Below are 12570 nucleotides of genomic sequence, written 5' to 3'. Positions count from 1 at the left end.
CGAATGTTTTCACACCCAAAGCCTGTCCTACCCGAAACACTGTCCTACCCGAAACACTGCCCTTCGCCGCGGTAGGTGGGAACCGAGGTTCGGGTGCCGTCGGCTTCGACCACATACACGCGGTCGAAGCGCTCGCACAGCTCGCCGGCCTTGGCGTGACGGAACCATACGCGGTCGCCGATCGCGATGTTTCCGGCTTCCTTCCCGGTGACCGGTGTCTGGACTTCGCCGGCTCCTTCGTTGCGGAGCAGTCTGAGGCCAGCGGGCCAGACCGGTGACGGAACGCGGGTGGCTCCGGCAGGTCCCGACGCGATGTATCCGCCGCCGAAAAGGGTCGTGACGGACGGCGTCGGCTTGCGCACGGCCGACAGTGCGAAGAACAGCGCCGGATCGGGACGGAAGGCACGGTAGCGGTCGAACAGGGTCGGTACGTACAGTCCGGAGCCTGCTGTTACCTCGGTCACCACAGGATCGGCCGAGCTGACCTCCAGCGACCCCGTACCGCCGCTGTTGACGATCTCGAGTGCACCCACGGCATCGGTGACGGCCGCGACCACAGCGCCCCTTCTGGACGCCAGTTCGCGGGCAGAGGCCTTCTTGACCCAACCGATCGGAGCGCTGGTGTCCGGGAGGCCGGCGATCTGGGCTTCGTAGAACATCACTCCGACGACGGAGAATCCGCGCTGACGAGCACGCGCCGCGAGTGCGGCGACCGCGGCAGGTTCGCGCAGCGGCGAGCGTCGTACGCCTAGATGGATCGGACCGATCCGCAGTGACGCATCGACGTCGAGACATACCCGGACAGGCGCATCTCCCGTCGACGCCGAACGAATGAGATCCAACTGCGCATCGTCGTCGACCATCAAGGTGATCGATTGGAGGGCGGTGTCATCGGCAGCGAGATCCGCGATGGCGCCACGATCGGCGGTCGGGTATCCCATCAGGATGTCCCGTGCGCCGAGCCCGACCAGCCACAGAGCCTCGCGCAGTGAGTACGCCATGATTCCGCGGAACCCGCCGGATGCAGTCAGTGTGTCACCGAGAGTTTCAGTCAGAACCGTACGACAACGAACCGATTTGCTCGCCACTCGCACCGGGGTTCCACCGGCGCGGCGCACCAGGTCGGCTGCATTACTGCGCAGTGTGGTCAGATCCAGAGCAGCCAGAGGCGGGTCGAGTTCTCGCGTGGCAGCAGTGAGTCGATCGAGGGTCCTGGTCACAGATGATCCAATCGTCGCGGCGTGCGACCAGTCAATCACCAATCCTGGACGTATGTCCAGGATGGCGGTTCTACTGAGGCGCGACCACTGCTTTATTGGCGATTACCTGAACCATTTCTCCGAACTCGGCAATGGTCGCGTCGGAGTCGCGATCGACCAGCCATCGCAGAACAAGACCGTCGATCATTGCAAGACTCAGTCGCGCAATCGAACTCAACGGCTCCGTCCACACCGTGCCCGATATCTTGGCGCACTCTTCGAGAAACGACACCGCGAGCTCATCCATGATTCGGTACTGCTCAAATGCAACTGCCCCAGCACGTTCGGCTCCGAGATTGCGACTACGCAGTGCCTGCGCGGTAATTTCGTAGGTCAACAACTGGCGATCCGGGGTTGCTTCGATGGTCGGCCACATTCCGGTCAGGCCGATATGCAGCAATTCCCTGAGCCCCTGCACGCCACTGAGATCCGGCGCATGGCGGACCTGCGCGAACGCATACTGCATCGACGCACTGAGCTGCAGAATGAGCGTTTCACCCATTGCCGCGATCAGCGCTTCCTTGCTCTCGAAGCAGTAATGAACGACGCCGAGCGATACGCCGGCCTCCTCTGCCACCGCCCTTACCGTCACAGAACTGACACCGCGCTGTTCCGCAATAGACAAAGCGGACTCGACCAATTGTGTGCGGCGTTCGTCCGCCGGAAGCCTGTTCAGCATCCAATGATCGTAGAACGCAAATGACAAAATCTTCGCGCAATACTTGCCTGGACGACCGTCCAAGTACATTATTGCGTAATGGCTTCGGACACTTGGCAGAACTGGGCGGGCACTCAAAGTGCCGCGCCGCGTCGCTTTGCGACGCCGACAAATACCCGTGAACTTTCGTCGTTGGTCGCCGAGGCCGCGGCGCGCGGCCAACGCGTGAAGGCCGTCGGCGCCGGCCATTCGTTCACCGGTGTCGCGGTCACCGACGGTGTCCTCGTCAGCCTGGACAACTTGAGCGGAATCGACTCGATCACGCCGACCGACGACGGTGCGCTGGTCACTGTTTTTGCAGGCACTCGCCTTCATGCTCTCAACGACGCCTTGTGGCAACGCGGATATGCGATGGCCAATCTCGGCGACATCGACGTCCAGTCACTGGCCGGCGCGACGTCCACCGGCACACACGGCACCGGCGCACGATTCGGCGGTATCGCCACACAGATTCGCGGAATCGAGATCGTTCTCGCCGACGGATCCGTCGTTACCGCAAGCGCAGACGAAAACGTCGAATTGTTCGAAGCAGGCCGCCTCGGATTGGGCGCAATCGGCATCATTTCGAAGATCACTCTCGCCTGCGTCCCGCGATTCACACTTCGCGCAATCGAGGAACCCGACACGCTGTCTCACATACTGGACACCCTCGAGAGCGATCGTCTGGGCTTGGACCACTTCGAGTTCTACTGGTTTCCGCACACCGACCGTGTCCTGACGAAGAGCAATACGCGACTGCCCGGAGATACCGAACCCGATCCAGTGGGCAAGGTCCGCGCGTTCGTCGACGACGAACTCCTCTCGAACACACTCTTCGAAGGTGTCAACCGCGTTGCCACCCTGGCACCGGCCGCGATCCCGAGAATCAACAACGTGTCGTCTCGATTGCTCGGCGCCCGGGAGTTCACCGATCGCAGCTACCGAGTATTCGCGTCTTCGCGCCGGGTGAAGTTCAAGGAGATGGAATACGCGATTCCCCGCGAACACGTCACCGAGACACTCCACGAAATCGACCGCTGGATGAAGAAGTCCGGAACTAACGTCGCGTTCCCCGTCGAAGTACGTTTTGCTGCCGCCGACGACCTCTGGCTCTCGACTGCTCACGGACGCGACACCGCATACATCGCCGTACACCAGTACCACCGACGACCCGAAACCGAATACTTCGCCGCAGTGGAAGCCATCGCCCGCGCCGTCGACGGCCGGCCGCATTGGGGAAAAATGCACAACCGGACCGTCGACGACCTGCGTCCTACGTACGACCGACTCGACGACTTTGTCGCCGTGAGAGACAAGTACGACGCGAATCGTGTGTTCGACAACGAATACTTGCGTCAGGTACTCGGCGACTGACGGTCAGCGCCGCAGCAGTTCCGCTTTTCGTGCATCGCTCGCAAACGAGGCTTTGATCGAGTTCCGGGCGAGGGTGTCTCGCTCGGCCTCGGTCAGACCCAAGGCTCGGCCCAGTTCGGTGAAATTGTCGTCGACGTATCCCCCGAAGTAGGCCGGGTCGTCGGAGTTGACCGTGACGATCAAACCCATCTCCAGCATCGATCGAAGCGGATGATCCGACAGCGAATCGAACACCCGCAGACGAACGTTCGACAATGGACAGACCGTCAGTGGAATCTCCTCCTCGACCAGACGCTCGATCAGGGCAGGATCCTCGAGTGCTCGGACTCCGTGGTCGATCCGCTCGGCGCCGAGAATGTCGAGCGCCTGCCAGATGTACTCGGGCGGTCCCTCTTCACCGGCGTGAGCGACAACGTGCAAACCCTCGGCACGCGCGCGGGCGAACACGTCCTCGAACAGTGACGGCGGGTTGCCTACCTCTGCGGAGTCGAGTCCGAGCCCGACGATCGGAGCCTGCAGGCGAATTATCTCGGAGAAGATCTCCTCGGCGTCCTTGACGGGCTGATCTCGGAGGATGGCGGCGATTGCCGCGCTGCTGAGCCCGAACTCGCGCTCGCTCGATGCCACCGCATCCATGATCCCGTCCAGGACCTCGGTCAGCGGAACACCACGGACTACGTGCGCCTGTGGATTGAAGAAGAACTCGGCATGCGCGACGCCGGCCGCAGCCGCCCGGCGGAAGTACGCTCGCGTCAGGTCGGCAAAATCCTCCGCGGTGCGCAGGACGGCCATGTTGGCGAAGTAGAGATCGAGGAACGACTGCAAGTCGGTGAACTCGTACCTCGACTTCAGATCGTCGATGTCCTTGTACGGCAGATCCATTCGATTGCGCTCGGCAAGTCGGTAAATCTGTTCGGGCTCCAGAGAACCCTCTATGTGCATGTGCAGTTCTGCGACAGGTGTAGCCATGTCGGTGTTACCGCCCCTTCCAGACCGGGGCGCGCTTCTCGGCGAACGCCGTCGCGCCCTCGCGTGCATCTTCGGATGCGAATACCGGCGCCATGACCTGCAACTGCTTCGCGAAAGCTTCGTCGTCGGACCAACCGCCGGCCTTGACGATGATCTCCTTGGTGACCGCTACCGCGAGCGGTCCGTTGCGGGTGATTCGATCAGCCAGCTCCAGTGCGCCGTCGAGCGCCTTGCCCGGTTCGGTCAACGTGTTCACGAAGCCGTAGCGGTATGCCTCCTCGGCGGTGAAACTGTCGCCGGTCAGCGCCAGTTCCAGAGCCTTCTGGTACGGAATCCGCTTGGGCAGGCGCAACAATCCGCCGCCACCTGCAACCAGTCCTCGCTTGACCTCCGGGATACCGAACTTCGCTTCGGACGACGCCACCACCAGGTCGGTGGCAAGCACGAGTTCCGTGCCGCCTGCCAACGCGAAGCCCTCGACCGCCGAAATGATCGGCTTACGCGGTGGCCCTTCCGTGAATCCGAGACCGCGTCCCGGCACGAGGACGTTCTCGCCGGCCACGAATGCCTTCAGATCCATACCGGCACAGAAGTTTCCGCCGGCTCCTGTCAGCACGGCCAAGGACAGATCGTCGTCCGCATCGAGCTCTTCGACCGCGGCGGCCAACGCGTGACTGACCGCCGAGTTGATGGCGTTACGCGCCTCGGGCCGGTTGATGGTGATGATCAGTGTCCGCCCGCGCCGCTCGGTGAGAACCTCGTCCGCCATGATGTCCCTCTCGTTTGTCGACCACGCTCGCGTGACTACGCGACGTTGCGTTCGACAATACGGACGAAGCCATCGGGGTCGATCTGCGCGGTGTCGTGAGTGCAGAACCACCCCTGGGTGAACCTCGTCGAGGTCGCTTGCGGCGAGTTCCAATACCGACGCGTGACACTCGGTCCACGGCACAGCAACTCACCGAAACCACCTGGAGCATCCGGGCCGTACAACGCCACTTCCATTCCACCGAAAGCGATTCCGACGCTTCCGAGGTGGGTGGGCGCCGACTCGGTTGGCAGAATGAGACCAGCCCCACAGGTTTCGGTTTTACCCCACCCGATCACATGCCGAGCAGCCGGGAACAGGGTCAGCAGCTTGGATTCCTGTTCGGCCGTGATCGGCGACCCGCTGCAATCGATCCACTGCACCGACCTCGAACCGGAACGCGCCGCCGGCCCGAGCGTGAGCAACCGTGGCTCGAGCAAGTCCTCGGGCCGCCCGGTCACGATGTCGACAGTATGCACACTCTCACGCCAGAAGTCCCCGGCGAGGACCACCGTTCCACCGACCACCAACGTCGCGAGCACGTGCACGAACTGCCGCACCGACTTGAAGTCGTTGTCCACCAGCAGATTCCGCACACCTTCGACGCCGTAGTCACGCGAGTGCAGAATTCCGACGATGGCAGAAAGCACGTTCTCGTTGCTCAACTCGACGCCAAGCATCTCGCCCGAAGAATCCGCGGTGTACGCGAGGATCGCCATCTCGTCCGGGGCGGCGCCGTCGTCGATGAACGGAACACCGTGCGGGAGTTCCCCGTCGAGCACCAACACCGAGCCACTGTCCGCGATGACGAAGTCCGCCGCGTCATCACTCAAGTGCACACCGACGGAGACCGGAACACCGCCGGCGAGGATGACGCCGAGGCACGCCTCCATCCACCTCACCCCAGCGGCGACACGAATGGCCACACGGTCACCGATCTCGACGCCCCGCGACTTCAGCCCTCCCGCGACCCGCGACGCCTCGGCCCACAGCTCCGCGAAGGTGACCTGCTCGCCGTCGACCTCCTCGACCGCGACGCGTGAGGAGAACCGATGGACGGCGATGTCCAGTAGTTCGGACAACGACGGGTCCAGTTGGCTGTACCGAAGCACCCCGTCACCGGCGCGGGTGACGCGGGCGTCGGCGAGGAGCTGATTCGAACACGGGTATTCCACAAGCGTCGACCGCATCGATACCTCCACGTCACTGACAACCCCCCGGCCATTCGACTATATGACGTGGATCACAGTTCGTGGAGGTCTCTGGCGATAATCGTCGCAAACTTACTTTCCGGAGTAGACCGCTTTGCCCGGTCCGACGTCGAGGAAACTGCGGACAGCGCCGCGTAGGTCATCGGTGGCGAACAGCGCACCGGACACCCCGGGCGTCACCGAATCCGCGTGAGCGATCCCGCCGGAACGCCAGGCCGCGACGATCTGCTTGGTGGCGTCGTGGGCTCGCGTGGGTCCGTCCGCCAGCCTGGTCGCCAGGGCACGCGCCGCAGCATCGACATCGTCGTGTACTGCATTGACGACGCCCCACGAGTGCAGGGTTACGGCGTCGTAGAGATCGCCGGTCATGACCAACTCCCGAGCCCGTCCGGAACCGGCACGCTCGGCCAAACGCTGCGGTCCACCCATGGACGGCGTCAGACCGACCACTGTCTCGACCAGTCCGAACTTCGCCTTGGGCGCCGCGAGGATGATGTCGCAGGCCAAGGAGATCTCGAATGCAGCAGTCAGCGTCAACCCGTGCGCCGCATAGATCACCGGGCACGGCAATGCCTCGAGCGGATGGCAGATCTGGGCGAACAGTTGGCGCCACAACTCCGCGCCCTGCTCCGGGTCGAGGCCGTCGAACACGTGGACGTCGACGCCGGCCGAGTTGACCTTGCCCTCGGCGCGCAGAAGCACCGCGCGCGGTGGGTTTTCGGTCAGCGTCGCAACATCGGCGATGACCGCGTCGAACATGGCCTGATCGAACAGATTGAGTGGTCCGTGTGCGAACGTCAGGACAGCCACCTCGGCACCACCATCGGTGGTGAAGCGCTCGAGACGGGTGGGATGCGATTCGGGAGCAGTCATGCCGCCACACTGCCACATCGAACCGGCCTACGATCGTCGGGTGGACGGTCTGAGAAATGCGCTCGCGGACGTTGTGGGACACCGGTTCGTCGTCACCGACGCCGACGTGTTGACGACCCGTTCGACCGACCAGACAGGCCGGTACGCGGGCCGTGCCTGCGCCCTGGTCCGACCGGCCGATACAGCCGAAATCGCTGCACTGCTGAACGTGTGCCGCTCCCGCGGTGTACCGGTCACCGTTCAGGGCGGGCGAACGGGCCTGGTCGCCGGCACGGTGCCAGAACACGACGACGTCCTGCTCTCCACCGAACGCCTCGCGGCGATCGGCGACGTCGATCTTGCCGCCGGGCGGATCACCGTCGGGGCGGGAGTGACACTCGCGCAGGTACATTCCGCGGCGGCCGCCGCCGGTTTGAAGTTCGGTGTCGACATAGCCTCGCGGGACACTGCGACGATCGGCGGCATGGTGTCCACCAATGCCGGTGGCCTGCACACGGTTCGATACGGGAACATGGCCGAACAGGTGCTCGGACTCGAGGTGGTACTCCCCGACGGAACAACGGTGCGCCGGTCCCCGAAAGTGCTGTCGGACAACTCCGGATACAACCTGCCCGCGCTGTGGGTCGGTAGCGAAGGAACTCTTGGTGTGGTCACTTCCGTCGACCTGAAATTGCGGAAGATACCGACCTACCGCGTCACGTCGCTGACCGGTTTCGACACACTCGAAGACGTCGTCGAGGCGGGGCGAGTCTTGCGCGCTCTCGACGGCGTCGACGCACTCGAATTGTTGGACGGGCGCGGTCTCGAACTGGCCGCACGCCATTTGAAAGCCGCGGTTCCGACAGGGCGACCGTGGTACCTCCTCGCCGAGGTGTCCGCGGCCCACGATCCGCTGGAAGACCTGGCCGAGCTGCTCGAACGCATCGGCCCACCGCAGACCCCGGCCGTGGCGGTCGACGCCCCCGGCTCGACGCGCTTGTGGGCGGCCCGCGAATGCTTCGCCGAGGTGGTCGGATTGTTCGGTCCCCCACTGAAATTCGACGCGGCGTTACCGCTGGACTCGCTTGCCACCTTCACCGAGGACGCAACGGCGGTGATCGCGAGCCGAGCGCCCGAGGCAATTCCGATCCTGTTCGGACACGTCGCCGAGGGAAACATCCACCTCAACGTCCTGAACTGTCCGAACGCCGACACCGTGTATCGCAGTGTCCTCGAACTGGTTCGCGATCACGGCGGAAACGTCAGTTCCGAGCACGGGGTGGGCTCGCTCAAACGCAACTATCTGGACCTGGCCCTCTCGGCGCAGGACATAGCCACGATGTGGGCGATCAAGCGAGCCCTTGACCCGAGCGACTATCTCAATCGCGCAGTGATGTTTCCCGACGCGCTTCGGCACTGACGGCCATCGCGTCGTCGTGCGCGTCCCCGCGTAAAGGCCGGGCGAAGCACACCGACGCGACGAAACCGATGAGCAGCACACCCGCAGGTAGCCAGATCGACTCCGACATCGCCGTGCTGAACGGTTCACGGACGAACTCTGGGAGGTGACCCACGCCGGCTTCCGAACTGCCGCCGGTCAGTCCCTGAGCCGCCAATCGCGCGGTGATCAGAGCGCCGATCGCAGCGCTGCCGAGAACCGCACCCACCTGCCGGGTGGTGTTGTAGACGCCGGCGCCCGCGCCCGCCTGCATCGGAGGCAGGTTGTGTGTGGCGGTGGCCGCGAGCGGAGACCAGATGCACGCGTTGGCGAAGCCGATCAGGCCGATCGGCAGGAGCAGTTCCCAGATCGCGACGTCGGGAGACATCACCAGTGCCAGCCAACCCAAGGCGACGGCGAACAGCAAGAAGCCGGTGCCGGCGATGTAGCGCGGATGTGTCTTGTCGACGAGCTTGCCGATGATCGGGGCGAAGATACCGGTCAGCACTGCCATCGGAACGAGCAGCAACGCCGACTGCGTCGGGGAGAGGCCACGAACTGCCTGTGTGTAGAACATCAGCGGAAGGACCATCGACGTGATCGCAAAGCCCATCGCGGTGATGGCGACATTGGCGAGTGAGAAGTTGCGATCCTTGAAGAGCTCCAAGGGAAGCAAGGGTTCGTTCTTGTTGCGCGACTGGTAGAACACGAACACCGCGAGCAACACCACACCGGCGCCGATCAGGCTCCAGACGAATCCGTTCCAGTCGTACGAACTGCCTTCCTGGATTCCGAACACCAGAAGGAACATGCCTGCGGCACTGAGAATCACGCCGGGGATGTCGAACTTGTGCTCGCTGGTCGGCAACGACGGAACGAGCTTCCACGCGAGCAGGAAGGCGATGACACCAACCGGGACGTTGACGATGAAGATCCATTCCCAGCCGAGATTGTCCACCAGGACGCCACCGGCAAGCGGACCCACCAGGGTGGCAACACCGGCAACGGCGCCCCACAGACCCATTGCGGCGCCACGCTTGTTCGGCGCGAACGTGCGTGTGATGACGGCCATCGTCTGAGGCGTCATCATTGCAGCACCAAGACCCTGGAAAGCCCTTGCGACGATGAGCATCTCGACGCTGCCGGACAGACCGCACCACAGTGATGCGCCGGTAAACAGTACGAGGCCGATCATGTACAGGTTCTTCGGACCGAACCTGTCACCGAGTCGGCCCGTGACGAGCAGCGGCACCGCGTACGCCAGCAGGTACGCGCTGGTGACCCAGACGACCTTGTTGATGTCGGTGCCGAGGTCCTCCATAATCGCGGGGTTGGCGACAGCGACGATGGTGCTGTCCACCAGAATCATGAAGAACCCGATACACAGCGCCCACAGCGCGTGCCAGGGATTGACCTGCTTTTCCATCTTCAGTCCTTAGGTAGTGCGGACGAGCCTGCGGAGCCGGCCAGCCGGTCGAGAAGTTCTTGTGAGAGCCAGGGCATTTCGCCGCTCTCGATGTCTGTCACCAACGCGCCGATCCACTCTCTTTCGGCGACGGTCAGTGCGTGGGCGTAGTCCGCGCCCACCGTGAAGATTCGTGGTTTCTCCGCGGCCTTCACCGCTTCGTAGTCCACCTCGAATTTCGCAATCGTCTTGTCGAGGTGCGCGAGACGGATCCGAAGCATCTGACACGCAGTCGATGCGGAGAGGTTGTGCATCTCGGCAAGCGCGAGTGGCAACCGCGGATACTCCCGCACCGGAACCGCCAACATCTCGCGTAGTTGATGTTCGAGGGCATCACGGCCGCGGGCAGTGATCTCGTAGGTCGTCCGCTCCGGGCGGTTGCCCTCACGATCGGTCCCGATCGAAGCCAGAAGTTCCTGCTTCTCCAACCGGGAAACCGTGTGATAGAGCGATCCCGGCTTGATTTTCACCAGCTGATCGCCCCGCCGCACCGAGGCGAGTTGGTACATCTCGTACGGGTGCATCGAACGCTCGGACAGCAGGCCCAGCACGGTGATTCCCAAAGGCGTCAGTGACACGTCACCCATGAGTCCCCCTCCCTGACAAGCCGTAGTTGACTGACGAGCCGCAATTGACCATTTCTTGACTATTCCACCCGAAATAGTCCACATGGAATATACGACCTCTGTCCGTCTCGATCAACCCGTTCGAATCGGACTAGCCTGTAGCGAGTGGACGATCATCACCTCGACATCATCCGACTTGCCTGGGCGCGTGAGCTGGGACTCGGCGACTCGGCACTGCGTCCGGCGCACACGGCCCGGGTCGTCGGCGACGACATCCACGTTCTCGATCTGGCAGGCTCCGGTGCGATCGTCGGGCCACAGTGGTTCATCGAGCGCACAGAGGGCATCTCCGTCGACGCACTACTGCAACCGACACGTCTCCTCGAGATCGCCGGCGATCACGGCGGGCGAATCACCGGTCCCGTCGATCTCGCTTTCCTCGGCGACTACACGGACGCGCCACCCGACGAGCAACTGCTGATTTCCCACGAGGTCGACGACGCCCTCGCCGTCGCTGCGCTGTGCCCACCCGACGACAGCACCACGGCCGACCTCGAGAACCGGACGCGGTGGTTCACCGCCGTCACCGATTCCACCGAGGTGCTCGGATGCGCGGCATACTCCGAATTTCAGGGATTCGTGGCAGATCTCACGACCCTGACTGCTCCTGCGCATCGCCGTCACGGAATCGGCTGTGCAGTAACGCTTCTCGCCGCGGAGGACGCTCTCGATTCCGGGTTGATCCCGCAGCTACGCACGAGTCGCGGCAGCGCGATCGCCGCGACGCTTCCACGTAAAGCCAAATTCGACGTTCTGGGGGCATACGCTCGGGTACACGTGCACCTGCCCAGTTGACACTCGAAATGACACTCGAACGAGAGGGACCGCAGATGAGTACGGAAGACGGCGCGAGCGAACCGACATTCGTCGAAGAGGGTCGTGAATTCAAACGCGACACCAACTACATCCCGACCCGGATCACCGAGGACGGTCGCGACGGTTACCCCGTCGAACCGGGGCGATACCGGTTGATCGTGGCACGTGCCTGCCCGTGGGCAAACCGCGCCATCATCGTCCGCCGTCTGCTCGGCCTCGAAGACGTACTGTCGATGGGCATCTGCGGTCCGGTTCACGACAAGCGAAGCTGGACTTTCGATCTCGACCCGGGCGGCGTCGATCCCGTACTGAAGATCCCGCGACTACAGGACGCGTACTTCGCCCGAGATCCCGAATACCCCAGGGGAATCACGGTGCCCGCCATGGTGGAGATCGCGACGGGCAAGGTGGTCACGAACGACTACCCACAGATCACCCTCGACTTCTCGACGCAATGGAAGAAGTACCACCGCGAAGGCGCACCGGATCTGTACCCGGAGCCTCTGCGAAACGAAATCGACGAAGTGGCCGAGTACGTGTTCCGCGACGTCAACAACGGCGTCTACCGCTGCGGTTTCGCCGGTTCACAGCAGGCGTACGACGAGGCATACGACACGCTGTTCGCCCGCCTCGACTGGCTCACCGAACGTCTTGCCCGGCAACGCTTCCTGGTGGGAGACACCATCACCGAGGCCGATGTGCGCCTGTTCACCACGCTTGTGCGATTCGATCCCGTCTATCACGGCCACTTCAAGTGCAACAGAAGCAAACTCAGCGAGATGCCAGTGCTGTGGGACTACGCACGCGATCTGTTCCAGACTCCCGGATTCGGTGACACCATCGACTTCACACAGATCAAAGCGCACTACTACATCGTGCATTCCGAGATCAATCCCTCCGGAATCGTGCCCAAGGGACCGGAATTGACGCACTGGCTCGAACCGCACGGCCGCGAACAGTTGGGTGGCCGACCGTTCGGGGACGGCACACCGCCTCACCCGCCCATCCCGTCGGAAGTGGTTCCAGCAGAGCACTGGGCCACCAGATAGGTCGCG

At 63.2% G+C, this 12570-nt stretch carries 12 protein-coding genes; 4 read left to right on the top strand and 8 right to left on the bottom strand.

Features of this window, described 5'->3' with window-relative positions:
• Positions 1-44: 44 nt before the first annotated feature.
• A complete protein-coding gene (locus AC2ETI_RS19470; RefSeq protein WP_113683131.1) occupies positions 45-1220 on the bottom strand; it encodes an amino acid deaminase/aldolase in 1176 nt (391 codons plus the stop codon).
• A 70-nt stretch (positions 1221-1290) separates the two neighbouring features.
• Positions 1291-1938: a TetR/AcrR family transcriptional regulator gene (locus AC2ETI_RS19465; RefSeq protein WP_020908434.1), complete on the bottom strand. Its 648-nt coding sequence runs from the start codon at positions 1936-1938 to the stop codon at positions 1291-1293.
• Between the two features lie 78 nt (positions 1939-2016).
• On the opposite strand from AC2ETI_RS19465, the gene AC2ETI_RS19460 reads away from it, so the two are divergent.
• Positions 2017-3330, top strand: coding sequence for a D-arabinono-1,4-lactone oxidase (locus AC2ETI_RS19460; RefSeq protein ID WP_019749315.1), 1314 nt, complete (start codon positions 2017-2019; stop codon positions 3328-3330).
• 3 nt (positions 3331-3333) lie between these two features.
• Here AC2ETI_RS19460 and AC2ETI_RS19455 read toward each other — a convergent pair whose 3' ends face one another.
• From AC2ETI_RS19455 to AC2ETI_RS19440, 4 genes are all read right to left on the bottom strand, one after another.
• Entirely contained in the window at positions 3334-4299 is a 966-nt protein-coding gene (locus AC2ETI_RS19455; RefSeq protein ID WP_070797492.1) for an adenosine deaminase, read from the bottom strand.
• A gap of 7 nt (positions 4300-4306) precedes the next feature.
• The gene (locus AC2ETI_RS19450) at positions 4307-5068 is read right to left on the bottom strand and encodes a crotonase/enoyl-CoA hydratase family protein (protein WP_019749317.1); all 762 of its coding nucleotides are present in this window, start codon (positions 5066-5068) and stop codon (positions 4307-4309) included.
• Positions 5069-5103: 35 nt separating this feature from the next.
• Positions 5104-6297: a class I adenylate-forming enzyme family protein gene (locus AC2ETI_RS19445; RefSeq protein ID WP_042952424.1), complete on the bottom strand. Its 1194-nt coding sequence runs from the start codon at positions 6295-6297 to the stop codon at positions 5104-5106.
• Between the two features lie 93 nt (positions 6298-6390).
• Positions 6391-7191: an enoyl-CoA hydratase/isomerase family protein gene (locus AC2ETI_RS19440; protein WP_031332045.1), complete on the bottom strand. Its 801-nt coding sequence runs from the start codon at positions 7189-7191 to the stop codon at positions 6391-6393.
• Between AC2ETI_RS19440 and AC2ETI_RS19435 the strand changes: the two genes are divergently transcribed.
• Complete coding sequence (locus tag AC2ETI_RS19435) at positions 7190-8590, top strand: FAD-binding oxidoreductase (protein ID WP_133727808.1); 1401 nt, start codon at positions 7190-7192, stop codon at positions 8588-8590. The two genes, AC2ETI_RS19440 and AC2ETI_RS19435, sit on opposite strands and share 2 nt — an antisense overlap.
• On the opposite strand, the gene AC2ETI_RS19430 is transcribed toward AC2ETI_RS19435, so the two are convergent.
• Complete coding sequence (locus tag AC2ETI_RS19430) at positions 8550-10034, bottom strand: DHA2 family efflux MFS transporter permease subunit (RefSeq protein ID WP_019749321.1); 1485 nt, start codon at positions 10032-10034, stop codon at positions 8550-8552. The genes AC2ETI_RS19435 and AC2ETI_RS19430 overlap by 41 nt on opposite strands.
• 2 nt (positions 10035-10036) lie before the next feature.
• Positions 10037-10660 (bottom strand): PadR family transcriptional regulator, encoded by a 624-nt coding sequence (locus AC2ETI_RS19425; RefSeq protein WP_019749322.1) that lies wholly within the window; start codon positions 10658-10660, stop codon positions 10037-10039.
• A 144-nt stretch (positions 10661-10804) separates the two neighbouring features.
• On the opposite strand from AC2ETI_RS19425, the gene AC2ETI_RS19420 reads away from it, so the two are divergent.
• Together AC2ETI_RS19420 and AC2ETI_RS19415 are read left to right on the top strand one after the other, a co-directional pair.
• A complete protein-coding gene (locus AC2ETI_RS19420; RefSeq protein ID WP_019749323.1) occupies positions 10805-11494 on the top strand; it encodes a GNAT family N-acetyltransferase in 690 nt (229 codons plus the stop codon).
• Positions 11495-11529: 35 nt separating this feature from the next.
• Positions 11530-12564 carry a glutathione S-transferase family protein gene (locus AC2ETI_RS19415; protein WP_020970189.1) on the top strand — a complete coding sequence of 345 codons (1035 nt, stop codon included), beginning with the start codon at positions 11530-11532 and terminating at the stop codon, positions 12562-12564.
• Positions 12565-12570 lie beyond the last annotated feature (6 nt).

The organism is Rhodococcus sp. MurmanLake-1 (assembly GCF_056945715.1).
The sequence above is the reverse complement of the archived record's forward strand: the minus strand, read 5'-3'. Positions and strand labels throughout refer to the sequence as shown.